Source organism: Acinetobacter pittii (assembly GCF_034064985.1).
GTDB classification, from domain to species: Bacteria; Pseudomonadota; Gammaproteobacteria; order Pseudomonadales; family Moraxellaceae; genus Acinetobacter; species Acinetobacter pittii_H.
This window is the reverse complement of record NZ_CP139249.1, coordinates 1,145,505-1,171,307: the sequence shown is the minus strand read 5'-3', so window position 1 is coordinate 1,171,307 and position 25,803 is coordinate 1,145,505. Positions and strand designations below refer to the sequence as shown.

Here is a 25,803-nt window from a genome sequence, read left to right as displayed (position 1 = left end):
GGCCTGTTCAATCATTTTATGGAAACAAACTCCTGATTTATTTATATATTTTAATCAAGCATTTTGTGCTCACTAGAGATATCGATAATCGGACTAAAGCTTTGCATTGTCATAAAAATATAAGAAACCTATGGTCTAATGAAAATAAAAAAGCCCGCAAATTTGCGGGCTTTTTTATTAAACACTTATTTAAAATCAAAACAAACGATTCATACCATTAAGCGCAGCTACACGATATGCTTCTGCCATTGTTGGATAGTTAAACGTTGTTTCAACAAAATATTTCAAGGTATTATTTGGGCTGTGCATAACTGCTTGTCCAATGTGGATAATTTCGGCAGCGTTATTACCAAAACAGTGAATACCTAAAATTTCCATAGTGTCACGGTGGAAAAGAATTTTTAACTCACCCACTGTATCACCAGTAATTTGTGCACGAGCTAAATGACGGAAAGAAGCTTGACCTACTTCATACGGAATTTTCTCTTCCGTCAATTCCTGTTCATTTTTACCAATTGATGAGATTTCCGGAATGGTATAAATACCCGTTGGGATATCACGTACTGGCTTCGCATCTTCACCACTCATATTTGCGCCCGCACAGCGCCCTTGGTCATAAGCCGCAGAAGCAAGTGATGGCCAACCAATCACGTCACCAGCAGCATAGATGTTTTCAACTTCAGTTTGATATTGATCATTTACTGAAAGTTGACCACGGTTATTTGGTACTAAACCAACATTCTCAAGGCCTAAACCTTCAGTGTTTCCTGAACGGCCGTTACACCAAAGAATCGCATCGGCTTTAATCTTTTTACCACTTTGTAAATGTAGTACAACATGGTCATCAAACGTTTCAAGATGATCCATTTGCTCATTGTGACGAATTAACACACCTTGTTCACGTAAGTGATAAGACAATGCATCAGCAATTTCATCATCTAGATAACTTAAGAGTTTTTGCTGAGTATTAATCAAGTCAACTTTATGATCTAGACCAATAAAGATTGAGGCATATTCACAGCCAATAACACCCGCGCCGTAAATAATAATTTTTTGAATTGAGTAATCAAGATCAAGGATTTTGTCCGAATCAAATACGCGAGGATGATCAAAATCTAGACCTTGCGGATGATAAGGACGACTACCTGTCGCAATCACGATTTGCTTACAAATAATTGTTTCTTTAATGCCTTCATGGCTAAAAACTAAAACTGTATTTTTATCTTGAATATATGCACGGCCGTGGAATACGCCGATTTTGTTTCGGTCGTAAAAACGTGTATGCGTATCAACTTGTTGTTGAATCACTTTATGTGCATTACGCAATACCTGTTTCATGGTGAACTGTTTCCATTCACCTACTTTTTGAAACATTGGATCGCGCTGATAGCGAATAATACTAGAAACTGTTTGACGTAATGCTTTACTTGGAATGGTACCTACATGCGCACAGTTACCGCCCAGTTGATCACGCACATCTACAATTGCAACACGCTTACCCGCTTTTGCAAGCTTCATTGCCGCGCCTTCACCTGCAGGTCCAGAACCGAGAACTACCGCATCGTATTTAACGAAATTCCCACTAACGACCTCTTTTTTACGTGGCATTGAAAGCTCCTTCCTCACTTGAATGACCATATTTTATAATAAATTATGGGTAATATGCGGTGAATTTATGTATTTCTCAACCCTATATTTCTGAATAACCACATTTATTATATGAATAGTTATTTTCCGCTATTAACTGCAGAAGTTCGCTATAATACAATGTCAATGTCTCTATAAACGAGTGGAAAAGTTAAATATGTCAGAACACCGTAAACCTGAACAGGGTGTAAAACTTCGTGGCGCAGAAAAAGTCGCAAGAATTCCTGTAAAAGTTGTACCTACGGTTGAAGTGCCGCGTAAACCTGACTGGATTCGTGTCAAGATGACGGCACCAGAAGAAGTTCAGCGTATTAAAACCACTTTACGTGCTCAAAAACTCCATACCGTTTGTGAAGAAGCTGCTTGTCCAAACCTACCAGAATGTTTTGGTGGTGGTACAGCAACATTCATGATCATGGGTGATATTTGTACACGTCGTTGCCCTTTCTGTGATGTAGCACATGGTCGTCCAAATGCACTCGATGCAGATGAACCTCGTCACATGGCAGAGACAATTGCTAATCTTAAGCTTAAGTATGCAGTAATTACTTCGGTTGACCGTGATGACTTGCTTGACGGCGGTGCACAACACTTTGTGGACTGTATCAAAGAAGCTCGCGCACTTAGTCCAAATACATTACTTGAGATTTTAGTACCAGATTTCCGCGGACGTATGGACATCGCCTTACGCATTATGACTGAATGTCCGCCAGACGTATTTAACCACAACATCGAGACTGTACCACGTCTATATAAAGCGATGCGTCCAGGTTCAGACTATCAACATTCTTTAAACTTATTAAAAATGTTTAAAGAATATTGCCCTGATATCCCAACAAAATGTGGTTTGATGGTGGGTATCGGTGAAACTGAAGAAGAAGTTATTGCATTGCTTGATGACTTACGTGCTCACGATGTTGACTATGTGACTATTGGTCAATATTTACAGCCATCTAAACAACACGCGCCAATTGATCGCTTTGTAACGCCAGAAGAGTTTGAACGTTATGCAGAGCATGGTCGCAAACTTGGCTTTAGAAATATTTGGTCTGCACCAATGGTTCGTTCAAGTTACTTTGCTGATCGTCAATACCACGGTGAACCAGTACCAGAAGTTCGTCGTAAAGTAGATCCAGCTAAAAAAATTGCTGTTCAAGTTGTCGAAGCTTAAAAATTAAAATCAATGAAAGCCCTCTAGTTCAGAGGGTTTTTTATTTGTATAAGAAAATCAATAACATTTCTTGACAAATCGATAAAACAAGCCATTACACTTTCACTTAAAAATATCTTATACCTAAAAGTACGATATATCCCTGCTCTAGCATATACATCAATTGCGACATAAAAAATTAAATTTAAACAGCATTAAAAATTAGCTAGTTAAGCCTTAAATATCTCCTCGCTTTTGTAACGTCATCCACCTGAGGGCTTAGCTAGTAAGGAGCAAGTATGATTTTCCTACTCTTTGTTTTAAGCATTGTCATTCAGCTTTTTGCAATATGGGCAATTTTCTTTTTTAATCTAAACAGAACTATTGGTAGTGTAATTACGATTGCTGTCGCTATATTTACAGCACTCATATTAACGCCATGGGCTCTCATTTTAGGTATCCCCCTCATTGTCCTTAGTATCATTATTTTATTTGCACCATTACGCTTTAATCTGATTACTCAACCTGCATATAAAACTTTAGCAAACTCAATGCCGAGCATCAGTACGACTGAACAAGAGGCCTTAGAGGCAGGTACCAGTTGGTGGGAAAAAGAATTATTTATGGGGGCACCCGATTGGTCTCAATTTGAAAAGTACCCCTACCCAACGTTGTCAGAAGAAGAACAAAGCTTTATCGACAATGAAGTTGAGCTACTTTGTAGCATGCTCAATGAGTGGGAAATTCATCATCACTTAAAAGATCTCCCACCAGAGGTTTGGCAATTTATTAAAGACAAAGGTTTTTTAGGCCTCATTATTCCAAAGTCATTTGGTGGCAAAGAATTTAGTTCGTTTGCTCAAAGCCGTATTATGAGCAAAATTGCTTCCCGCTCACTCACCACAGCTGTGAGTTGTATGGTTCCAAATTCATTAGGACCAGGTGAGCTACTCATGCACTACGGTACAGATGCACAAAAACAGCAGTATTTACCGGGCCTTGCTAAAGGTGAAGAGATCCCATGCTTTGGTTTAACCAGCCCAGAAGCAGGTTCAGATGCAGGCGCCATTCCAGATTCAGGTGTTGTTTGCTACGGTGAATATGAAGGTGCTCAAGTTCTTGGGCTAAGAATGAATTTCTCTAAACGTTGGATTACGCTTGCACCAATTGCCACCGTTGTTGGTCTAGCATTTAAACTTTATGACCCAGAAGGCCTACTCGGAGATAAAAACAAAACAGAATACGGTATTACTTGTGCCTTAATTCCTGCAAGTCATGCAGGTGTAAAAATAGGAGCACGACATTATCCTGGTTCTCCATTTATGAATGGAACAGTAGAAGGAGAAGATGTTTTTATTCCTATTGACTGGATTATTGGTGGTCAAGAAAATGCCGGTAAAGGCTGGCGAATGCTAATGGAGTGCTTAGGTGTTGGCCGTGGTATTTCCCTTCCAGCTTTAGCAACAGCAGCAGGTGAAATGAGCTATTTAACCGTTGGTGCTTTTGCAAAAATTCGTCAACAGTTCAATATTTCAGTAGGTAAATTTGAAGGCGTACAAGAAGCGACCAGTGAAATTGCCAGCGATGCCTACATGCTTGAAGCATTCCGCTATTTAGTGACATGTGGCCTAAACCAAGGTGGAACACCTGCCGTGATGACTGCCATGGCAAAATATTATGCAACTGAAACGATGCGTAAAGTTGTCAATCACGGAATGGATATTGCTGGCGGACGTGCAATCCAACTTGGGCCACGTAATTTCCTTGCCCTTACCTATCAAGCGATTCCGATTGCTATTACAGTAGAAGGCGCAAATATTTTGACCCGTTCATTGATGATTTTTGGCCAAGGCTCAATGCGTTGTCATCCTTATCTATTTGAAGAGTTACAACTCCTTCAATCTGAAGATAAAAATAACTCAATCAAAAAGTTCGATGATTTGTTATTTAAACATTTAGCCTATACGTTTAACCGTGGTGCAAGATCATTTGCTTACGGTTGGACAGGTGGCTCAAGTGATGCGCCTCAGTCAGCAGATCAATTCACTGCAAGTTACTATAAAACGATTAATCGTTTTAGTGCCAACTTCGCACTTGTTTCAGATATGTCACTTGGCTTACTTGCAGGAGATCTAAAACGCAAAGAAATGTTATCAGGCCGCTTGGCAGATATTCACGCGCACCTCTTTATTTCTACTGCGATTTTAAAATTTTATGAAGCTGGACAAAAAACTGAAGCTGAACAACTTCACGCTAAATTAGCGCTACAAAAAGCTTTCTTGAATATTCAGGAAGCATTTTGGGGATTATTTGCAAACTTCCCAGCTAAACTTCCAGCAGCATTTGTAAAATGGATCTGTTTCCCTCTTGGCCGTGTCATTTCAAAACCAGAGGATGAGTTAAAACAACAAGTCGCTGAACTTATGATGCAAGAGCATCCTTTCAGAGAACAGCTTAAGCATCACGTATTTTATTCAACCAAAGCCGATGATGTAACTGGTCGTTTAGAGCATACTTTCCAAATTCTGCGAACTCTTGAACCGCTTTGGGATAAGTTTAAAAAAGCTGAATCTAAAGGTAAATTTACAGGACTCACTTTCGAAGAGAATATTGCACAAGCGATAAAAGAAGGTTTTATTACTGAAAGCGAAGCTCAACAACTATTGCAATACAACGCAATCCGATTCGATAGCATGCTTACAGATGTCTTTGATGAAGATTTAAATAAAGATCTTCCTTTGTCGAATCCTCATCAAATTTAGTGACTGATGCCTCCACTAATTCACTATTGCAATCATTTTTGATTCGCATTAATTAATAAACAGCCATAAAAGCGTCAATCGACGCTTTTATTTTTAGGAGAAATTAATGTCTAAGCAAGATTACGAAAATGGATTAAAAGTTCGCACAGAAGTGATGGGAGAAGCTTTTGTAAAACGCGCCCAAGAAAACACCGTACCCTTTACCCAGCCTTTACAAGACTGGATTAATGAACATGCATGGGGATCGACTTGGCAACGTGAAGGTGTGCTACCACGTAAATATCGTTCATTAATTACTTTGGCAATGCTCACGGCGCTCAAATCACCTACTGAACTCAAAGGTCATGTTCGTGGTGCGCTCAACAATGGCTGTACAGTTGAGGAGATTCAAGAAACTTTATTGCACAGTCTGCCATATTGCGGCGCCCCTGCTACTCAGGAAGCTTTCCGTGCTGCGTTAGAAGTAATTCAAGAATATCAACAAAAATAACTTCAATATGAGCCAGCACTCTACTGGCTCTTTTTATCTAATTCAATTTGGTCGAATATACCTGAAAATTACGGTCATCAATCACGATAGCCTGACGACAAATTCCTTCTACTTGACGCTGCATTTCAAAAACTGCTGCTGACATCGGCTCAAAACTATCAAAAAAGCAGATTTCATTTGAGTCAATAGAATAAATGAGTGACTGATTTCCGACACCTGCTAAAGTATCGTAATAGACAATCACCATTTTTCCATTTTCAATTGCAGTTTGAATATCTTGATAGCTTAGTGCTGGTCCAGTTGGAATTTTTAATACCTTTGCTTCTTTATAGCTCATTCGTTCGCTAGAGCTAATATTAGGGTCTTCATCTGAATGAAATAAAACTTCAAATCCGAGTTTTTTTAAAGCGACGGCTAAAGCAATCGTATAGGTTCCTCCTTCATCGTGTCGGCAAACTTTGATCAACTCAGCCACATCAATTTGCACTGCATGATGCTGAAGTACCATCCACACCGCAAATACGCCACAGTTGGCTTCAAGGTTCACTAATACTTCGGGAATATTTACTGCCATAATTGAAATCTAAAGTAATAATTACGCAGATAATAAACAAAACTAGATTGGCACTAAAAGCTTTTCCAAGTACAATGTCCCGCTAGTCGAGGGATGCTGCGACAAATGATCGGCACTAAAGATCAATTTGCCAGGCTCGACGATCGGTTAAACACTCGTTTTAACCAACAACGGCATCCGCGAACAGAATGATCAATACTATTTTTTCCTAGGAGATCCTGATGAACGCGGTTAATGCTTCATTTACAGATTACAAAGTTGCTGACATCTCACTTGCTGACTACGGTCGTAAAGAAATCAAACTTGCTGAAGCAGAAATGCCAGCTTTGATTGGCTTACGCAAACGCTATGCAGCGACTAAACCACTTGCTGGCGCAAAAATTCTTGGTTGTATTCACATGACCATCCAAACAGCGGTTCTTATTGAAACGCTTGTTGAGTTAGGTGCTGAAGTACGCTGGACATCATGTAACATTTTCTCGACTCAAGACCACGCTGCTGCTGCAATTGCTGCTCGCGGTATTCCAGTTTTTGCTTGGAAAGGTGAAACTGAAGAAGAATATGTATGGTGCCTTGAACAACAGATCAATGTAAATGGTCAACCATGGGATGCCAATATGATCTTGGACGATGGCGGTGACTTAACTGCTCTTGTTCATGAAAAATACCCTGCTCTTTTAGAACGTATTCACGGTATTACCGAAGAAACAACAACAGGTGTTCAACGTCTTATCGAAATGTGGAAAGACGGTTCTTTGAAAGTTCCTGCAATCAACGTAAATGACTCAGTTACTAAATCTAAAAACGACAACAAATACGGTTGCCGTCACTCATTAAATGACGCGATCAAACGTGCAACTGACATGCTTTTGTCTGGTCGCCGTGCACTAGTAGTGGGTTATGGTGACGTGGGTAAAGGTTCTGCTCAATCTTTACGTCAAGAAGGCATGATCGTTCGTGTAACTGAAGTTGACCCAATTTGTGCAATGCAAGCATGTATGGATGGTTATGAAGTTGTATCTCCATACAAAAACGGCGTACAAACAGGTAAAAAAGAAGATATTAACCACGATCTTCTTGGCAATACTGACCTTGTTGTGACAACAACTGGTAACTACCACGTGTGTGATGCAGCGATGTTAGATAGCTTAAAAGCTGGCGCAGTTGTATGTAACATCGGTCACTTTGACACAGAAATCGACACGGCCTATTTACGTGGTTACAAGTGGGTTGAAGTTAAGCCCCAAGTTCACCAAGTTTATCGTTCAGAAGACGAAAACAACTACCTTATCCTTCTTTCTGAAGGTCGCCTTGTAAACCTAGGTAATGCAACTGGTCACCCATCACGCGTGATGGATGGTTCTTTTGCTAACCAAGTTTTAGGTCAAATTCACTTATTCCAAGAGAAATTTGCTGACCTTCCTGCAAGTGAAAAAGCTGCAAAAATTCGTGTAGAAGTTCTTCCTAAGAAACTTGACGAAGAAGTTGCTGCTGCAATGGTTGCAGGTTTTGGCGGTGTACTCACTCAGTTAACTCAAGAGCAAGCCGATTATTTAGGCGTTGCTGTTGAGGGGCCATTCAAGTCTGACGCTTACAAATACTAAGAACTTAAGGGCAGACGGTGAACCGACTGCCCTTTTTTCTAAAATGTTTCGCTGTTTACAAGGATTTGACATGACTAAACGTACACCTATTTCTTTTGAGTTTTTCCCACCAAAAACTGATGCTGGCGCTGAAAAACTTCGTATTGTTCACCAAGAATTACAACTATTAAACCCTGAGTTTTTCTCAATTACTTATGGGGCTGGTGGTTCTACTCGCGAACGTACTCTTGCTGCTATTGAAGATTTCAACGGTAAAGGTACACCAGTTGCACCCCACCTTTCTTGTATTGGTGATGATAAAGTTCGTATCGCTGAGTTACTGGATTTATATAAAGCTCAAGGCATTAACCGTATTGTTGCTTTACGCGGTGATTTACCTTCTGGGCAGGTTGGACTTGGGGAACTTCCTTACGCACAGGATTTAGTACGTTTTATTCGTGAGCACTCAGGTGATCATTTTCATATTGAAGTTGCAGCTTATCCAGAAATGCATCCTCAAGCTGAAAGCCTTGACTCAGATATCCAACGTTTTATTGAAAAGGTACAAGCTGGTGCCAATGCGGGAATTACTCAATTCTTCTTTAATCCAGATTCATACTTTTATTTTATAGAGCGTTTGGAGAAAGCTGGAATTCATATTCCGGTCGCTCCTGGTATCATGCCAATTACCAATGCAAGCAACTTAATTCGCTTTGCAGATGGCACTGGTGCTGAAATTCCTCGCTGGATTCGTAAGCAATTACAAGCCTATGGCGATGACAGCGAAAGTATTAAAGCTTTTGGTCATGAAGTTGTTGTTAACCTATGCGAACGCCTCATTGCAGGTGGCGCACCAAGTTTACACTTCTACTCAATGAACCAAGTCGAACCAACTCGTCAGCTTGTTGTTGACCTTGGTTTAAATTAATTTTGTAAGGCGTACCCAATGAATCGTTTTTTTATCGAAACTGAACTTACAGTTGGCTCAACAATTCAACTAACTGAATCAGTATTCCATCATTGGGTACGTGTTTTACGCGCACAATTACAAGAACAAGCTACTCTATTTAATGGCCAAGGTGGTGAGTATCTCGCGACATTGACCGAAATTAATAAAAAAAATGCGTTTGTCACTATTGAGAATTTTAACCCGGCAAACCGTGATGCCCCTTTTAAAGCTGTTTTAGGTCAAGTCATGAGTAAAGGCGATCGAATGGATTATGCCATTCAAAAAGCCACTGAATTAGGTGTAAGCCGGATTCAATTGCTAACAAGTGAGCGTTGTGAAATGCGCTTAAAATATGATCGAGATCAAAAAAAATTAGATCACTGGCAAGCTGTTGCAATTGCAGCATGTGAACAATGTGGCTTAAACTTAGTTCCAGAAGTATTAGCGCCTATTTCTCTTCATGAATGGTTAAGTTCGTCTGAACTTCCCCACTCTAAATTTGTTTTAGCGCCAGAAAAAGAACAAAAAGATGTATTAGCAGGCATACAACCTGAACTTGCCTTATTGATTGGTCCAGAAGGTGGACTAAGTGAAAATGAAATTATGCAAGCCAATCAAGCTGGTTTTATGAACTGGTGTATTGGTGACCGTGTTTTACGTACAGAAACTGCCCCAGTTGTTGCCTTATCTATTTTAAATTATCGATTTTTATCCACCTAAGTTCTCTGAACATTGATTAAATCGTGATTTAAAGTTAATTTACTTTTATTGTATGAATAAAATTTCAAATTCTTTTTCACTGATAAATCAGATTCTTTCTGTATATATGTAAAAAAATAGGATAGAAAAATCTTATGTCTGGGCTTCAGGAAGAATATCTACAGCATCAAACAAAAATTGAACAGCTGAAACTTTCAACTCAATATATACGTTGGTATTTGATTAGCCTGATATTACTATGCCTTATTTCATATGGTATTTTTTCTTATTATTTTTCCTCTGTAATAACAATATTTAGCTGGTCTATTGGACTGACTATCATTTCTTTTATCTGCTTATTATTTATTCCAAATATTTTAACTCACTACCGCACTATCGACTTCACAAAAAAAGCTGATCGTGTCTTACAAAGTATTTGTTTATTATCTGGCATTTTAATGGGAATAAATGTCACGATTATTCATTTTTATCTTCCTCCTGAGCTAGTTGCACTACCAGATGCTCATATTTTAATTGCTTTATTTATTACCTCAGCTCATATCATTGGTCTTACGTTTTTAACGCCACAACCTCGATACTTTTATCTCCTATTTATTCCTAGTACTTTGCCATTATTATTCGCGCAATTCACACACAACCCTATTACTGAATTGCCATTTTATTTTGCTTATAACCTTACTTTTGTAGCAACTGTACTTTGTGCATACGCAACTCAACGTAATTACCAAAAGATTTCTCAACTATTACTCAAAAACAAACAGCTTGTTCAAATTGCAGACCAACATACTCAGTGGGCTGAAGAATTATGTGTACAGCTCCAACAAGAAGTAAATAAATCTAAAGATATTGAAGCTCAGCTTCAGTTCAATAATCATTTACTTGAGCAAAAAGTACGTGAACGTACTTATGATCTCACCAAAATGAATGAGCAACTCGAAAGCCATCACTACAATTTAGCTTTTGCGCATGAAACTGCAGGTATTCGGCCTTGGGATTGGGATATTGAAAATCAAAAGTTAGAAATTACGTTTTTTGATCAGCAAAAGCAAAGTCAAACTGCTGTTATTCATCTTCATACAATATTAGATCGGATCCATCCAAGTGATAAAAAGCTTTTTGAAGAACGTTTAAAACAACATTTGGAAGGTACTACAGATCATTTTAATATCAATTTTCGAATTTTACGTCGAGATGGTTCTTGGCGATGGATTCATGATGTAGGTCGAGTCATCACGAGAGATCCTAAAACACAAAAAGCGCTTCGTATGGTTGGAATGACCCGAGATATACATCAAGAGAAAAAAGATCAAGAACATCTCAGGCTATCTGCTATTGTGCTTGAGCAAGCAGCAGAAGGAATATTCATTTTAGATGAACACCTAAATTATATTAATATTAATCCTTACTACGAAAAATTAACCGGATTTACTAAAGCAGAACTTCTGAATAAAGAGTTATTTAGCATTACAAGTAATCAAAAAGAATTACAACAACAATTTCATACATCAATAAAACAGCAACTCCTCGAGACAGGAGAATACATGGGCCAGTTTGATGAAAAATTTAATTCTGGCAAAAGCGTTTATTTATGGTTGCATATTAATGTTGTCAAAGATGAGTTCAATCAAATCACCAATTACATTGGATTTGCCCGCGATCTCACTGAGCAGAAACGTCAAGAGCAACATCTATCCTATTTAAAAAATTATGATAGCCTCACTCACCTCCCTAATCGTCTTTACTATTACAATCAATTACATCAATATCTTGTAAACCCTTCATATAACATTAAAAATTTAGCTTTAATACGAGTCAATATTGACCGATTCCGAGCTTTTAATGAATTTTTAAATAATGATAGTGGTGACGAACTACTTAAGCAGTTCGCCCAAAGATTACGCTTAATCAATATCAATGCAATTTTAGTTGCCTACTTAAATAGCGATGATTTCGCAATTATTTATGAAATTTCGCCAATTCATCCCAATATTGAGCAATATTGCCAAAATATTTTGCAAGCGCTAAACGCACCATTTTATATTGATAATCACGAATATTTTATTACTGCCTCTATTGGTGTGGCATGTTTCCCTGAACATGGCAGACAAATTGACCATCTCAACCATCATGCAGAGCAAGCACTTTCAGAGGCAAAACGTTTAGGAGGCAATACCATTTCTTACTACTGCAATAAAACAGATCACCCATATAAAACTGCCGATTTAGAACAAGAATTACGTAAAGCTATTCAAAATAATGAATTTGTAGTTTATTACCAACCCAAAATTAGTCTACAAGATCAATCCATTATCGGTTTTGAGGCACTCATTCGTTGGCAACATCCTGAAAAAGGATTAGTCATGCCGAATATGTTCATCCCTTTTGCTGAGCGTAGTAGCCTAATTTCAGACATTGGTAAAGTTGTTTTAGATAAAGTTGGAAAACAACTACAAGAGTGGAAAAATGCAGGCTATATCAACATTCAAGTCTCTGTAAATATTGTAGCGCAACAGATACATCGAGGCTTATTACTCAGTGATTTAGATGAGGTTTTGCAAAAATATAATATAGAAGGTTCCGATCTCGAACTTGAAATTACTGAGTCGGCCCTTTTAGACAATACTGACAACGTAAAAACACTATTACACGCGATAAAACAACGCGATATTTCAATTGCCCTAGATGACTTTGGTACGGGTTATTCTTCTTTGGCGTACCTGACAGAGTACCCAATTGATGTATTAAAAATTGATCGCGCTTTTATTTCTAAAATCGGTGATCACAAACAAGAAGCAATTGTGAATGCAATGATTGCAATGGGTAAAAGTATGGGGCTTAAACTGGTTGCTGAAGGGGTAGAAACAAAAGAACAATTAACCTATCTGCAAAAACAACAATGTGATTTTTTACAAGGCTATTTCTTTAGTCGTCCAATCCCTGCCGAGCAGATCATTCCTTATCTACAAACAAATCCACATATTTCTTAACTGTTTTGGTCATCTATTTTAACTATGCTGGTTTTTCCAAAAATGAGCGTTTTTGACTGTGAGAAATAAAGAAGTAGTGTTATATTCTTTAGCATTTAGCTCACCACGGGGCTATTGGCAATTCGTCTACTATTCTCTTAATTGGTAAAAATTAAAGCATAGTCAAAGAGCCGCGTTGCCTCTCCCTAAATGAGCAATTTGACTAGTTTGCTTTTTTGTATCAAATAGAGACTCAGATGGACGATCAATCTTTAAAACAGGCCGCTTTAAATTACCATGAATATCCAAACCCAGGGAAAATCAGCGTCACCCCAAGTAAGCAACTTGTCAACCAACGAGATTTGGCTTTAGCCTACTCACCAGGAGTTGCTGCGCCATGTTTAGAGATTGAACGTGATCCATCAACTGCTGCTAAATATACAGCTCGCGGAAATCTGGTTGCCGTAGTCAGTAACGGTACAGCTGTTCTTGGTTTAGGTAATATTGGACCATTAGCTTCTAAACCTGTAATGGAAGGTAAAGGGGTTCTCTTCAAGAAGTTTGCTGGTGTTGACGTATTTGACATTGAAATTGCAGAAAACGATCCAGATAAAATTGTAGATATTGTTGCCTCTCTTGAGCCAACTTTCGGTGGTATCAACCTCGAAGATATTAAAGCGCCAGAATGTTTCTATATTGAGAAGAAACTTCGTGAACGTATGAAAATTCCTGTATTCCATGACGATCAACATGGTACAAGTATCATTGTAGGTTCAGCTTTGCTCAATGCATTGCAACTTGTAAATAAAAAAATTGATGAAATCAAAATTGTAGCTTCAGGTGCAGGTGCAGCAGCACTTTCATGCTTAGACTTGCTTTGTGCACTTGGTGCTAAAAAAGAAAATATTATTGTTGCCGATTCTCGTGGTCTATTAACGACTTCTCGTGACGGACTTGATGAATCGAAAAAACGTTATGTTCAAGACATTACTGCATCTCAGCTTCATGAAGTAATGGCTGGTGCAGATATGTTCTTGGGTCTTTCTGCTGCTGGTATTCTCACCAAAGAAATGGTGAAGCAGATGGCTGAGAACCCTATTATTTTTGCTTTGGCAAACCCAGATCCAGAAATTTTACCTGAACATGCACATGAAGTACGTCCTGATGTAATCATGGCAACTGGTCGTTCTGACTATCCAAACCAAGTAAACAACGCATTATGTTTCCCTTACATTTTCCGTGGTGCACTTGACGTTGGCGCAACGACGATTAATGAAGAAATGAAAATTGCATGTGTACATGCAATTGCACGTATGGCACATGTAGAAGCTGATGCAGCTACTTATGGTGAGAAATCTGCTTCATTTGGTCGTGACTATTTAATTCCACGTCCACTTGATCAACGTTTAATTTTAGAAATTGCCCCTGCTGTTGCTAAAGCTGCAATGGATTCAGGTGTTGCAACTCGTCCGATCGAAGATTTCTCTGCATACCGTCAAAAATTATCTGAGTTTGTTTATAACTCTGCATTCTTGATGAAACCGATTTTTGCTCAAGCAAAAACAGATCCTAAACGCATTGCATATGCGGAAGGTGAAGATGAACGCGTATTACGTGCAGTGCAAATCGCAGTTGATGAAGATTTAGCTAAACCAATTTTAGTAGGTCGTACTGCTGTTATTGAAGCTAATATCAAAAAATTAGGCTTGCGTTTACAACACGGCGTAAACATTGAGATTGTAGATCAAGAACAAAACCCGATGTATGAAGAGTTTTGGAAAGATTACTATCAAACAATGCAACGCAAAGGCATTACTGTTGAATATGCTCAACGTGAAGCTCGTCGCCGTTCAACTTTAATTGCATCTTTACTGGTTAAATTTGGTAAAGCAGACGGTATGTTATGTGGCACTTACAGTAGCTATAACATTCACCTTGACTTTGTACGCAATGTCATCGGTCTAAAAGAAGGTATGAATAACTTCTTCACCTTAAATGCATTGATGCTTGAAGATCGTAACTTGTTTATTGCTGATACATACGTAAATACAAACCCGACTGCTGAACAACTTGCTGAAATGACTATTTTAGCAGCTGAAGAAGTACGTCGTTTTGGTATTACTCCACGTGTAGCCCTACTTTCTCATTCAAGTTTTGGTAGTGACCAGACTGACTCAAGTGCTCAAAAAATGCGTGAAGTTTATCGTATTTTATCTGAGCAAGCTCCTGAGCTTGAAGTTGAAGGTGAAATGCACGGTGATGCAGCATTAGACGAAAACATTCGTCAATTTGCATTCCCTGGCTCATGTTTCAAAGGTTCGGCAAACTTGCTCATTATGCCAAACCTAGATGCAGCAAATATTTCATTTAACTTGTTGAAAGCAACTTCTGGTAACAACGTTACTATTGGTCCAATTTTACTTGGTGCAGCAAAACCTGTTCATATTTTGACACCTACAGCAACAACTCGTCGTCTTATCAATATGACTGCTTTAACTGTTGCTGAAATCCAACAACAAGAAAAGTAATTTAGAAACTGCTTTTTACGAAAAGCATCTCTAATGACTTGAGAAAACCTCTATTCTGTAGCATGATTGCTTGAAGAATAGAGGTTTTTTCATGCAAGTGTATTTAGTAGGCGGTGCTGTCCGTGATTTTTTACTTGGGCATCCCTATCAAGAAAAAGACTATGTTGTGGTCGGTGCAACGCCGGAACACATGCTCGCCCAAGGTTTTCAACCTGTAGGCAAAGATTTTCCTGTGTTTCTTCATCCCGAAACCAAAGAAGAATATGCACTTGCACGTACTGAACGAAAATCTGGTAAAGGCTACCACGGCTTTCAATTTTTTACCGATACCACAGTAAGTTTAGAAGAAGATTTAATTCGCCGTGATTTAACCATCAATGCCATAGCAATGGATCAAGATGGCAAACTATATGACCCATATGGCGGTCAAACCGATTTAGAAAATAAAACTTTACGTCATGTTTCAGAAGCTTTTGCTGAAGATCCTTTACGTGTTTTACGTGTTGCACGCTTTGCAGCGCGTTATTCTTCATATGGTTTTCATATTGCGCCTGAAACCTTAGAACTCATGCAAACTATGGCAGAATCAGGTGAACTAGATGCATTAACGCCAGAGCGTGTATGGAAAGAGACTTCACGTGCACTTTTAGAAGATCACGCTGATGTTTATTTTCAAACATTGCGTAATTGTGGCGCCTTAAAACATCTTTTTCCTGAAATTGATGCATTGTTTGGTGTACCGCAGCGTCCTGAATATCATCCAGAAGTAGATTGTGGCATACATACCTTAATGTCCTTACAGCAAGCTTGTAAAGCTAATTATTCGCTCGATGTTCGATTTGCTGTGCTAGTACATGATTTAGGTAAAGCATTAACTCCAGTTAATGAACTCCCTCGCCACATCATGCATGAAGAACGTGGAGTAAAACCAGTTACAGAATTATGTGAACGTTTAAAAGTTCCAACTCAAACTCGACAGTTAGCACTCTCAGTGTGTAAAGAACATCTAAAATGTCATCAGATTATGTCGTTAAAACCAGGAACTGTATGGCGTTTATTACAGCGTCTAGATGTCTTACGTCGTCCTGAGAGAGTAGAAGCTTTTGTACAAGCATGTGAATGTGATGCTAAAGGAAGATTAGGTTTAGAAGACCGACCTTATCCACAAGCTCAGTACATGTTAGATGCGATGCAAATCGTTCGCTCTATTAAAGTTCAGGATTTACCTGAAAACATTAAAGGTGCGGAGATTGGTGAAATGCTAATTCAATATCGCATTGATGCTTTAACTGAGTTTAAACATCAACATCAAGCACCCTCTCATTCTTAATTCAAGCCAATAAAAAAGCCTCACTAAGAGGCTTTTTTACTTTTACTGTTTAGGCAGTGGTATAAATTGTGATTGAGTATTTTGATTTTTCCTTTCTCCTACTGTCACCACAAAGTTTTGTTGCTTCCCATCTCGTTCAACCATTACATTAATTTCGCTATTAGGCGCTTGTAATGCAACGTAATTAATCAAATGAGATGCTGAGGTGATTGGCTCATTATTAACTTGAATAATTTTATCACCAATTTTAATACCTGCTGACGCAGCTGGACCACTTTTCAAGACATCGGCAACCACTACCCCAATTTGCTGTTTCGGCGCTAATACATCTTCTTGTGTAGGCGGTACTAAACTAATCCCTAACCATCCACGGACTACACGGCCATCTTTCAAAATTGAGTTTAAAACTTGTTGGCAAACTTTAGCGGGAATTGCAAAGCCAATTCCTAAAGAACCGCCTGACTGAGAGAAAATAGCAGTATTTACACCAATTAAATTCCCAGCCACATCAATTAATGCTCCACCAGAGTTACCTGGGTTAATTGCTGCATCCGTTTGAATAAAGTCTTCATAGGTATTGATGCCTAAATCAGACCGTTCAGTCGCAGAAATAATGCCCTGAGTTACCGTTTGGCCTACGCCAAATGGATTACCAATAGCCAAGACAACATCACCTACTTCATTACCACTTAGTTTAAATGGCAATACAGGTAATTTATCTAAATCGATTTTAATTACGGCTAAATCAGTATCAGGGTCTGTACCAACAATTGTTGCTTCTGCACGACGCCCGTCATGCAATGCCACTACAATTTGATCAGCTTGAGCAATAACATGATTATTCGTAAGAATATAACCGTCAGCTCGTACAATAACCCCAGAGCCTAAGCTATTTTCATTTTGCTGTTGTTGTTCAGGAATTTGGTTTCCAAAAAACTCACGGAAGACCGGATCACTTAATAATGGATGATTTTGTTTAACTTTCTGGGTCGTAAAAATATTAACAACGGCTGGCGCTGCAACTTTTACCGCAGCGCTATAAGATACCACCCCGCCCGTTCGTGAAGTATCAACCAATGGTTCAACTTTCTCAGCAGGCATTTGCACCCCATCAACTGCAACAGTTGGTTTCGGCTGATGGTATTTTTGCCATGTAATAAAACTGGCAATTACAATAATAAGTAACACCCAAGGTAACCATGTAAAGGTGCGGCGCACGTTCATATCCTCTACGCAAAGAAGTTTTTAATTAAATTAATATATTGAACAAAAAGAGTTTTCAGTTAAGCATTTTAAATTAAATATGTCGATATACATAAAAAAGTCAAAAAAGATTTGTCTAGCTTTAGTTACACAACAAAATATGTTTCTATAGCTTTAGCAATTATTTACTACTCAATTCAGGAAATATCATGGCGAATTTGCATGAAATTATTCAGTGGTGCGACCAAACATTAAAAGCAGCAGAATTTAAAGATTACGCACCGAATGGCCTGCAAATTGAAGGTTCAACTGAAGTTAAGCGTATCCTTTGTGCGGTTACTGCTTCCGAAGATGCAATTGATGCCGCAATTGCTCAGAATGCAGATCTATTACTCGTACATCATGGTTATTTTTGGAAAGGCGAACCGTATCCAATTACAGGAATGCGCGGTAACCGCATTAAGAAACTCATCCAAAATAATATTTCATTAGTTGCTTATCATTTACCTTTAGATGCTCACCCAACTTTAGGCAACAATGTGGCTATTGCAGAAAAACTGAGCTTGCAGAATTTAGAGCCACTCGATTTAGCCGAGAAACATCCAATTGGCAATATTGGTTATTTAGAACAAGCGCTTTCTGTTGATGAATTTAAAGCAAAACTACAAAATAGTTTTGATTTTAAGGTGATTCATTTGCCAGCAGAAAAACAAAGTATTCAAAAAGTGGGCTTCTGCACAGGTGGGGCTCAGGATTTTATTGCTAAAGCGGCTTTGCAAAATTGTGATGCTTATATCTCAGGTGAAGTCAGTGAGCGAACTTTTTATGAAGCAAAAGAGTTAGGTGTTCATTATTTTGCTTGTGGTCACCATGCAACTGAGCGTTATGGTGTTCAACGTTTGGCAGAAGCGATCTCAAAACAGTTTTCAGTTGAAAGTGAATATTTTGAATTGAATAATCCGATTTAATTAAGTCTTTTTTTCAATCTGTGTTATGCGTATTAATTAGATCTTTATTGTGTATAGTTCTTTAAAACGATGCCCTATTGTGACCAGAATCATTTACAATAGAGCCACTTAATTGTATAACCCAGCAAATGCAAGGAATAGGAACATGACAACCATTACTTTACCTGCACTTCCATATGGCTATGATGATTTAGCGCCACATATTAGTAAAGAAACTTTAGAATACCATCACGACAAACACCACAATACCTATGTTGTTAACTTAAACAACTTAATCAAAGGAACTGACCTTGAAGGTAAAACTTTAGAAGAAATCATCAAAGCAACTGCTGGTGATGCATCTAAAGCTGGTATTTTCAACAATGCTGCTCAAGTTTGGAACCATACATTCTACTGGAATTCTATGAAGCCAAATGGTGGTGGTAAGCCTACTGGCGCAATCGCTGCTAAAATTGACGAAGCTTTTGGTAGCTACGAAAAATTTGCAGAAGAATTTACTGCTGCTGCAACAACTCAATTCGGTTCAGGTTGGGCTTGGTTAGTTGCTGATGAAGTAAACGGTAAACTTTCTATTACTAAAACTTCTAATGCAGACACTCCACTTGCACATGGTCAAATTGCTGTATTAACAATTGACGTATGGGAACACGCTTACTACATCGATTTCCGTAACTTACGTCCTAAATACATCGCAACTTTCTTAGAAAGCCTTGTGAACTGGGACTATGCAAATGCAAAACTTGCAGGTCAACCAGCAGGTGTAGAGAAATAATTTTATTTCTTTATAAAAACCACCCTATTTTGGGTGGTTTTTTTATTTTTAATACAACAAAAGCATATTAATCAAGCAAACGATTCATTTTCTTTAATATTCTTATTGACGCTTTTAAATTTCATCCATAAAATGCGCATCAGATTCTCCAATAGCTCAGTCGGTAGAGCGACGGACTGTTAATCCGCAGGTCCCTGGTTCGAGCCCAGGTTGGAGAGCCATCTACTAATCTCCCATAGCTCAGTCGGTAGAGCGACGGACTGTTAATCCGCAGGTCCCTGGTTCGAGCCCAGGTGGGAGAGCCAATATTCTAAAAGCCCGCATTTATTGCGGGTTTTTTCTTTTCTAATCATTTAATAATTTTTCATTATTTTGAATAAAATCAATGTTTCGAGTATTTTTAAACCAAACGATTAGATATTCACTCTAATTCTGTTATTAAGGCTTGACCCAGCCCTCTTTCCTGCCTAAAATCCTTTTCCAGATTCTCCCATAGCTCAGTCGGTAGAGCGACGGACTGTTAATCCGCAGGTCCCTGGTTCGAGCCCAGGTGGGAGAGCCAAGATTCTTAAAAACCCACTCATCATGAGTGGGTTTTTATTTGTATGATGCTTTCCCATGTTCGAATCGAGTCACTTATTTTTTATTGTTTTAGGTTGCATAAGCACCTGTATTTTTCTTCTTGTTTGTTTACGCCCTTATTTATTTCCAAAACAAAAATTCTTTGCTCGTCCTGTCATTACAAACTTTGAAACTCAAATGTTTATACGTTTGAAACAAAGTTTCCCAAATTATCATGTATTAGCACAAGTGGCTTTTAGTGCTTTAATTACCAGTAATGACTATAAAATTCGTAGTCAGTTCAATCGTAAAGTTACTGACTTTGTCGTGCTAAATGACAAGATGGAAGTGATTGCTATTATTGAGCTAGATGACCCTACCCATCTTGAAAAAGTAGAAGAAGACCGTATTCGTGATCAAATGCTCACTGAAGCAGGCTACCTTGTAAAGCGCTACACCAATATTCCTACCGTACGCCAGTTACAAAAGGATCTTCATTAACAAGTTATTTCGTTTCAGAATTTGCAGCTTCTTTCTCAGCTATTCTTTTTGCCATCTCTAAACGCTGCTGTTCATATTGTTTTTTATTCTTAGCATCACTTTTTGCAGCCAAGAAAAGTATTCCAATAATCAGAAAAGGAATAAGTAAACCTAATCCCATTAATAACCAAGGAACAGATTTTTTTTCAACAGGTTGCTTGCTCATAAGTTCTTCAAACTCAAATAGTATCGATTTCAGAATGCGTAACAATATAACAAAAAGAGCCACTATAAAGTGGCTCTTTTTTTAAGCTAATTTCCAATTAAACAAATAAATCTTAGAATTTACCTGTGCAGTGTGGGCTTTGGCTGGCATCTTTTTGAGCATCAGTCAGCACAATACCCGTACCCGCTGACATATTAGTTTGAATGAAATCTACAGCATTGGCATTTTGACATACGATTGCTTGTGTATGAGTTGCATTCGGTACAATAGTTAGCTTATAGCCTTTATCATAGCCTGCTTGTGGGAAGAGTTTCACAGCATTCGCTTTCATATTGGCAAATAAGCCTTGTGTAACTACTGGCAATACAGCTTGATCTTTTTCACCTTGAATAATAAATACCGGTGTCTTAATAACTTTCTCAGCAGTAGCATTTGTTGCAGGTTGAGTTGCTGTCAAAAATTTTTGAACGACTTGGTCTGCTTTAAATTTATTTAGATCAATACCGTACTGGGTAATTTGATGTGTAGGGTCAGCCAAGAAAGCTAAGATTCCTGCTTTAAATTTCTCTTGCAAGCCATTCGCACTATCAGGTGTAGGATAACTTAGACATGCACCATCATCTCCTGTACGACCATAAGCCAATTCTGCAATGTCAGCCGCTCCTGACGTAAAAATTGCCTTCAAATCATAGTCTGGTTGCTGTGCTTTAATCCCTGCACTAGCAAAAGCAGCATATGCTAACAATTCAGCATATCCTTCTGCAGTTTTATCAATTGTTGGTACAGCAAGCGCCAGTGGATCATTTGGAGACATTTGCCCTGCAGCAATCGCTGCATCAATCTGTCTACGTGCTGTAATCGCCTGATCTAATTTACTAAGCTTATAACCACTGTCTTGATTCATTTCAGGATCAATATAAATTTGAATAATTGTTCCTAAGCTTGATGCAGGTGCTCCAGCTACCGCACCTTTGTAACTTGCATCCGTATTAGCAAACTCAGCAGTTCCCAATGAGGCATGACCTCCTTGAGACTGACCGATTGACATCCATTCACCTTTTAACTGAGCTCCATAATGTTCTTTTACCGCTTTAACTGCAGCTAATGCTGATTTTGCTTCACTTGATAAGTTTAAGTACGGATGCACCCCTTGTGTACCTAATCCCTCATAATCTGGTGCCACAATCACATAACCTGCTGCTAATAAAGACTCAGCAAGGATTTTAAATCGTGGATTAATTGCATTTTTACTTGGTGCACAACCATCACCCACCCCAACAGTTCCATGTTCCCATACCACTACCCGATAACCATCTTTCGGTTGTATTGCTTTTGGAAACAGTACCATGGCTGTAGCAGTTGCGGTTTTTCCTTGAACATTTGTCATGTTATAAGTCATGACTTTAATTGATGAAGCATTATCAACTTTATCAATAGCATAATTACTTTCAGAGACATAAGTTTTATTGGTATCTATCCCTGTGTAGTCATCATCATCGTCATTACACGCTGTAAGAAATAATGCTGAAATTGATAATGTTATAGCTAAAGCAATTTTTGACCGTTTCATAGAATATCCTTTTTATGTGTTATTTATTCCGCATATTTTTTATGCACAAATATTAAGACATAAAAAAAGTGCTCTGCATAGAACACTTTTCAACCTCATGGTCATTTTTACTATATGAAATTTAAAAATATTCCTAAAAAAATGATTAATCCAACCCAACGATTGTGACGAAATGCCCAAAAGCAGACTTGAGGGTTGCGGTCTTTGGTCTTAATTGTTTGATATATAAAATCGAATGCTACAATCACTAAAGCGATGATCGCCCATGGGAATAAAATATTTTCTAAATATAGTGCAGTACCAATCAAAACAAGACTCGTTGCCTGTAAAAGCGCAATAATCTGGATATCATACCGACCAAAAAGAATAGCTGTAGATTTCACGCCAATCTTTAAATCATATTCACGGTCAGTAATGGCATATTGAGTGTCATAAGCCACTGTCCAAGCCAAATTACCAAAATAGAGCAACCAGCAAGTCAAATCTGGAGTTTTACCTACCGCGGTAAAAGCCATAGGAATTGACCATGAAAATGCTGCGCCTAAAAATACTTGAGGTAAGTTAGTATAGCGCTTCATAAATGGATAAATGAATGCTAAAAATAATGCCCCAAATGACCAATAAAAGGTTTCAATCGGTAAAAAGAACAACAAACATGCACTTGCTAACACTAGCCCCAAGAACACATACACCGCTTCTCTTGCACGAATAATTCCGGTTGCTAGCGGACGCGTTTTAGTACGCTCAACATGAGCATCTACTTTACGGTCTGCAAAATCATTAATAGCGCATCCAGCGGCACGCATAAAAATGACACCTAAAATCATGACAAATAAAATACCTAAATCAGGTATTCCTTTTGATGCAACCCAAAGCGCCCACATGGTTGGCCAGAAAACCAGTTCAGTACCAATTGGCTTATCGAATCGGCAGAGATAATAGTAAGCTTCTAAACGCTGACGCCATGTTGTGCCTGTTGCAGTCGTCATAGTGATTCCTTGTCGTGCTGCTGATTTAAAAAAGCTTCAAAAGCCGGTAAGAATGTTTCTTGGACGATAAATTTACATCCATGCCAAGTATAGCAACTTTGTCGTGTCCAGCCTTCTGGCAAACGAATGACACGACGGTCACAAAGCGGAGTTGTTCTTTGAAATAGGAAAAAGCCAATCGGTTTAGATCCAATATGCTGAAATATACGGGCCTTTTTTTGTAAACTTTGAATTGGAAAAATACTTTTTGCCTTCACCCACGGCTCTGCCTCACAGCCATATAAATAAGTTTCCCTTACCCACGAGGTGTGAGCATGAGACATATTCATCCATTGGCTATCTGCAAAAGTTAAACGCTGAAAGTGTTCTTTAAAGGGCTTTACACTGAACTGGCCACCACCAAGCTCAGTTAATTGTTGAGTCAGAGAACCAGACGCATACAACCATGTTTTCAACTCAGGATTTAAAGTCTTTTCCTGTTTATGTACTGGTTGCCGTTTACGCATAATCTGCTCACATGATAACTCGCAGCTAGTTTACCCCAATTTTTTGATAAAAAACGTAGAGAATTCAATCAACATTTTGAACAATAAAAAAGCCTGCATAAGCAGGCTTTTTTACGAAAATATGTATTACAAGCTGTAGTACATATCGAATTCAACTGGGTGAGTAGTCGTGTTAAGACGACGTACATCTTCAGTTTTAAGTTCGATGTATGCATCAAGCATTTCTTTAGTGAACACGCCACCTTTCAACAAGAATTCGTGATCTGCTTGAAGTGCTTCAAGAGCCATATCTAAGCTATGAGCAACTGTTGGGATTTTTGCTTCTTCTTCTGGAGGAAGATCATACAAGTTCTTATCAGCAGCTTCGCCCGGATGGATCTTGTTTTGGATACCGTCGATACCAGCCATTAATAATGCAGCGAAACCTAAGTACGGGTTCATCATTGGGTCTGGGAAACGAGCTTCGATACGCTTACCTTTAGGGCTAGAAACGTATGGAATACGGATAGAAGCAGAACGGTTACGTGCTGAGTAAGCAAGCATAATTGGTGCTTCAAAGTGAGGAACCAAACGCTTGTATGAGTTTGTAGACGGGTTTGTGATTGCATTCAATGCACGAGCGTGCTTGATGATACCACCGATGAAGTACAATGCCATTTCTGAAAGGCCTGCATATTCATCACCAGCAAACAAGTTCTTGCCATCTTTAGAGATAGACATGTGAACGTGCATACCAGAACCGTTATCACCTACCATTGGTTTAGGCATAAAGGTTGCAGTTTTTGCATATTGGTGAGCAACGTTCCAAACAGCATATTTGAACTGTTGAACTTCGTCAGCTTTACGTACAAGTGTATTGAAGCTCACACCAATTTCTAACTGGCAAGAAGCAACTTCGTGGTGATGTACTTCTACACGGCCTGGGCCCATGATGTCTTCGATTTTTGCACACATTTCTGCACGCATATCTTGTGAAGAATCAACTGGAGGAACTGGGAAGTAACCGCCTTTAACACGTGGACGGTGACCAGAGTTACCAGACTCGTAATCTTTACCAGTAGACCAAGCTGCTTCTTCAGCGATTAATGTATGACGAGCGCCAGACATATCGATGTCCCATTTCACTTCGTCAAATACAAAGAATTCTGGTTCTGGACCAAAGAATGCAGTATCACCGATACCTGTAGATTTTAAATATTCTTCTGCACGGCGAGCAATCGAACGTGGGTCACGCTCATAACCTTGACCTGTTGAAGGTTCAATAACGTCACAAGTCACAACTACAGTTGGTTCAGCAAAGAACGGGTCGATGAAACCAGTTTCTGCATCTGGACGTAAAATCATGTCAGATGCTTCAATGCCTTTCCAACCAGCGATTGAAGAACCATCAAACATTTTACCGTCTTCAAAAGTATCTTCATCAATAGAATCAGCTGGGTAAGTTACGTGCTGTTCTTTACCCTTAGTATCAGTAAAGCGAAAATCGACCCATTTTGCGCCACTTTCTTGTATGAGTTGAAGGACCTTGTTCGCCATGCTCATTTTGCTCCAATGAAATTTTGTTGCACTTGTTAAGTGCGTGTTAGTTGCTGGTATTTATATAGCAATTCTCATACCAACTTTATAAGACTTACCTAAAACATTGAATTGCTTATAACTATCCATGATTTAGGCCCCTTGTCTCGAACCCATTATACTGTTTGCATAGTTAAATGCACCATATTCAGACATTTTCAAATTATGGCATACAAGAATAGCTCGCAATCGCCCTAATTTAGTGCAAAATTGTTGCGCCAATATGAATCATCGCATCAATATCTAGCAGTCAT

Annotated in this window: 20 protein-coding genes and 3 tRNA genes; 15 read left to right on the top strand and 8 right to left on the bottom strand. The window is 38.7% G+C overall.

What is annotated here, in order from left to right; translation table 11 throughout:
• Positions 1 to 195: 195 nt before the first annotated feature.
• Positions 196 to 1,608 (bottom strand): Si-specific NAD(P)(+) transhydrogenase, encoded by a 1,413-nt coding sequence (gene sthA, locus SOI76_RS05620; protein WP_002118117.1) that lies wholly within the window; start codon positions 1,606 to 1,608, stop codon positions 196 to 198.
• A gap of 196 nt (positions 1,609 to 1,804) precedes the next feature.
• Here sthA and lipA point away from each other — a divergent pair, with 196 nt between their 5' ends.
• The 3 genes from lipA to SOI76_RS05605 all read left to right on the top strand — a co-directional run bounded on the left by lipA (position 1,805) and on the right by SOI76_RS05605 (position 6,049).
• Entirely contained in the window at positions 1,805 to 2,818 is a 1,014-nt protein-coding gene (lipA, locus tag SOI76_RS05615) for a lipoyl synthase (RefSeq protein ID WP_002118167.1), read from the top strand.
• Between the two features lie 278 nt (positions 2,819 to 3,096).
• The gene (locus SOI76_RS05610; protein WP_104079046.1) at positions 3,097 to 5,559 is read left to right on the top strand and encodes an acyl-CoA dehydrogenase; all 2,463 of its coding nucleotides are present in this window, start codon (positions 3,097 to 3,099) and stop codon (positions 5,557 to 5,559) included.
• Between the two features lie 106 nt (positions 5,560 to 5,665).
• Positions 5,666 to 6,049: a carboxymuconolactone decarboxylase family protein gene (locus SOI76_RS05605; RefSeq protein ID WP_000043120.1), complete on the top strand. Its 384-nt coding sequence runs from the start codon at positions 5,666 to 5,668 to the stop codon at positions 6,047 to 6,049.
• A 37-nt stretch (positions 6,050 to 6,086) separates the two neighbouring features.
• Here the strand turns inward: SOI76_RS05605 and SOI76_RS05600 are convergent, their stop codons facing one another.
• On the bottom strand, positions 6,087 to 6,623 hold the full coding sequence (locus tag SOI76_RS05600) for a cysteine peptidase family C39 domain-containing protein (RefSeq protein WP_104079047.1): 537 nt from the start codon (positions 6,621 to 6,623) through the stop codon (positions 6,087 to 6,089).
• 221 nt (positions 6,624 to 6,844) lie between these two features.
• On the opposite strand from SOI76_RS05600, the gene ahcY reads away from it, so the two are divergent.
• From ahcY to cca, 6 genes are all read left to right on the top strand, one after another.
• On the top strand, positions 6,845 to 8,227 hold the full coding sequence (gene ahcY, locus SOI76_RS05595) for an adenosylhomocysteinase (protein ID WP_057074401.1): 1,383 nt from the start codon (positions 6,845 to 6,847) through the stop codon (positions 8,225 to 8,227).
• Positions 8,228 to 8,297: 70 nt separating this feature from the next.
• The gene (metF, locus tag SOI76_RS05590) at positions 8,298 to 9,134 is read left to right on the top strand and encodes a methylenetetrahydrofolate reductase [NAD(P)H] (protein ID WP_104079048.1); all 837 of its coding nucleotides are present in this window, start codon (positions 8,298 to 8,300) and stop codon (positions 9,132 to 9,134) included.
• 18 nt (positions 9,135 to 9,152) lie between these two features.
• A complete protein-coding gene (locus tag SOI76_RS05585; RefSeq protein ID WP_057074399.1) occupies positions 9,153 to 9,875 on the top strand; it encodes a 16S rRNA (uracil(1498)-N(3))-methyltransferase in 723 nt (240 codons plus the stop codon).
• Positions 9,876 to 10,009: 134 nt separating this feature from the next.
• A complete protein-coding gene (locus SOI76_RS05580) occupies positions 10,010 to 12,862 on the top strand; it encodes an EAL domain-containing protein (RefSeq protein ID WP_104079049.1) in 2,853 nt (950 codons plus the stop codon).
• A 236-nt stretch (positions 12,863 to 13,098) separates the two neighbouring features.
• Positions 13,099 to 15,369: an NADP-dependent malic enzyme gene (gene maeB / locus SOI76_RS05575; protein ID WP_104079050.1), complete on the top strand. Its 2,271-nt coding sequence runs from the start codon at positions 13,099 to 13,101 to the stop codon at positions 15,367 to 15,369.
• Positions 15,370 to 15,460: 91 nt separating this feature from the next.
• On the top strand, positions 15,461 to 16,699 hold the full coding sequence (gene cca, locus SOI76_RS05570) for a multifunctional CCA addition/repair protein (protein ID WP_104079051.1): 1,239 nt from the start codon (positions 15,461 to 15,463) through the stop codon (positions 16,697 to 16,699).
• Positions 16,700 to 16,741: 42 nt separating this feature from the next.
• Here cca and algW read toward each other — a convergent pair whose 3' ends face one another.
• Entirely contained in the window at positions 16,742 to 17,917 is a 1,176-nt protein-coding gene (gene algW, locus SOI76_RS05565; RefSeq protein ID WP_104079052.1) for a S1C family serine protease, read from the bottom strand.
• Positions 17,918 to 18,111: 194 nt separating this feature from the next.
• Here algW and SOI76_RS05560 point away from each other — a divergent pair, with 194 nt between their 5' ends.
• The 6 genes from SOI76_RS05560 to SOI76_RS05535 all read left to right on the top strand — a co-directional run bounded on the left by SOI76_RS05560 (position 18,112) and on the right by SOI76_RS05535 (position 20,704).
• Positions 18,112 to 18,870, top strand: a complete 759-nt coding sequence (locus tag SOI76_RS05560; RefSeq protein ID WP_104079053.1) for a Nif3-like dinuclear metal center hexameric protein — start codon at positions 18,112 to 18,114, stop codon at positions 18,868 to 18,870.
• Positions 18,871 to 19,015: 145 nt separating this feature from the next.
• Positions 19,016 to 19,642, top strand: coding sequence for a superoxide dismutase (gene sodB, locus SOI76_RS05555; RefSeq protein WP_000208083.1), 627 nt, complete (start codon positions 19,016 to 19,018; stop codon positions 19,640 to 19,642).
• A gap of 145 nt (positions 19,643 to 19,787) precedes the next feature.
• A tRNA-Asn gene (locus SOI76_RS05550) sits at positions 19,788 to 19,863 on the top strand.
• A gap of 8 nt (positions 19,864 to 19,871) precedes the next feature.
• Positions 19,872 to 19,947, top strand: a tRNA-Asn gene (locus tag SOI76_RS05545).
• A 181-nt stretch (positions 19,948 to 20,128) separates the two neighbouring features.
• Positions 20,129 to 20,204 (top strand) — tRNA-Asn (locus tag SOI76_RS05540).
• A gap of 56 nt (positions 20,205 to 20,260) precedes the next feature.
• Entirely contained in the window at positions 20,261 to 20,704 is a 444-nt protein-coding gene (locus SOI76_RS05535) for a DUF2726 domain-containing protein (RefSeq protein WP_104079054.1), read from the top strand.
• Between the two features lie 4 nt (positions 20,705 to 20,708).
• Here SOI76_RS05535 and SOI76_RS05530 read toward each other — a convergent pair whose 3' ends face one another.
• From SOI76_RS05530 to glnA, 5 genes are all read right to left on the bottom strand, one after another.
• On the bottom strand, positions 20,709 to 20,909 hold the full coding sequence (locus SOI76_RS05530) for a hypothetical protein (RefSeq protein ID WP_057074394.1): 201 nt from the start codon (positions 20,907 to 20,909) through the stop codon (positions 20,709 to 20,711).
• Positions 20,910 to 21,021: 112 nt separating this feature from the next.
• The gene (locus tag SOI76_RS05525) at positions 21,022 to 22,479 is read right to left on the bottom strand and encodes a lipase family protein (protein ID WP_104079055.1); all 1,458 of its coding nucleotides are present in this window, start codon (positions 22,477 to 22,479) and stop codon (positions 21,022 to 21,024) included.
• Positions 22,480 to 22,589: 110 nt separating this feature from the next.
• Positions 22,590 to 23,468, bottom strand: coding sequence for a 4-hydroxybenzoate octaprenyltransferase (ubiA, locus tag SOI76_RS05520; protein WP_032053326.1), 879 nt, complete (start codon positions 23,466 to 23,468; stop codon positions 22,590 to 22,592).
• A complete protein-coding gene (gene ubiC / locus SOI76_RS05515) occupies positions 23,465 to 23,974 on the bottom strand; it encodes a chorismate--pyruvate lyase family protein (protein ID WP_032053324.1) in 510 nt (169 codons plus the stop codon). Before ubiC ends, ubiA begins: the two co-directional genes overlap by 4 nt.
• Positions 23,975 to 24,100: 126 nt before the next feature.
• Positions 24,101 to 25,516 (bottom strand): type I glutamate--ammonia ligase, encoded by a 1,416-nt coding sequence (glnA, locus tag SOI76_RS05510; protein WP_002052696.1) that lies wholly within the window; start codon positions 25,514 to 25,516, stop codon positions 24,101 to 24,103.
• Between the last annotated feature and the right edge of the window lie 287 nt (positions 25,517 to 25,803).

Coding starts and splice junctions, on each gene's coding strand:
- SOI76_RS05610 (WP_104079046.1), top strand. CDS start 3,097: ATGATTTTCCTACTCTTTGTTTTAAGCATTGTCATTCAGCTTTTTGCA.
- glnA (WP_002052696.1), bottom strand. CDS start 25,516: ATGAGCATGGCGAACAAGGTCCTTCAACTCATACAAGAAAGTGGCGCA.
- cca (WP_104079051.1), top strand. CDS start 15,461: ATGCAAGTGTATTTAGTAGGCGGTGCTGTCCGTGATTTTTTACTTGGG.
- SOI76_RS05580 (WP_104079049.1), top strand. CDS start 10,010: ATGTCTGGGCTTCAGGAAGAATATCTACAGCATCAAACAAAAATTGAA.
- SOI76_RS05600 (WP_104079047.1), bottom strand. CDS start 6,623: ATGGCAGTAAATATTCCCGAAGTATTAGTGAACCTTGAAGCCAACTGT.
- SOI76_RS05530 (WP_057074394.1), bottom strand. CDS start 20,909: ATGAGCAAGCAACCTGTTGAAAAAAAATCTGTTCCTTGGTTATTAATG.
- SOI76_RS05560 (WP_104079053.1), top strand. CDS start 18,112: ATGGCGAATTTGCATGAAATTATTCAGTGGTGCGACCAAACATTAAAA.
- SOI76_RS05585 (WP_057074399.1), top strand. CDS start 9,153: ATGAATCGTTTTTTTATCGAAACTGAACTTACAGTTGGCTCAACAATT.
- ubiA (WP_032053326.1), bottom strand. CDS start 23,468: ATGACGACTGCAACAGGCACAACATGGCGTCAGCGTTTAGAAGCTTAC.
- SOI76_RS05605 (WP_000043120.1), top strand. CDS start 5,666: ATGTCTAAGCAAGATTACGAAAATGGATTAAAAGTTCGCACAGAAGTG.
- ubiC (WP_032053324.1), bottom strand. CDS start 23,974: ATGCGTAAACGGCAACCAGTACATAAACAGGAAAAGACTTTAAATCCT.
- SOI76_RS05535 (WP_104079054.1), top strand. CDS start 20,261: ATGTTCGAATCGAGTCACTTATTTTTTATTGTTTTAGGTTGCATAAGC.
- sodB (WP_000208083.1), top strand. CDS start 19,016: ATGACAACCATTACTTTACCTGCACTTCCATATGGCTATGATGATTTA.
- metF (WP_104079048.1), top strand. CDS start 8,298: ATGACTAAACGTACACCTATTTCTTTTGAGTTTTTCCCACCAAAAACT.
- sthA (WP_002118117.1), bottom strand. CDS start 1,608: ATGCCACGTAAAAAAGAGGTCGTTAGTGGGAATTTCGTTAAATACGAT.
- maeB (WP_104079050.1), top strand. CDS start 13,099: ATGGACGATCAATCTTTAAAACAGGCCGCTTTAAATTACCATGAATAT.
- SOI76_RS05525 (WP_104079055.1), bottom strand. CDS start 22,479: ATGAAACGGTCAAAAATTGCTTTAGCTATAACATTATCAATTTCAGCA.
- ahcY (WP_057074401.1), top strand. CDS start 6,845: ATGAACGCGGTTAATGCTTCATTTACAGATTACAAAGTTGCTGACATC.
- lipA (WP_002118167.1), top strand. CDS start 1,805: ATGTCAGAACACCGTAAACCTGAACAGGGTGTAAAACTTCGTGGCGCA.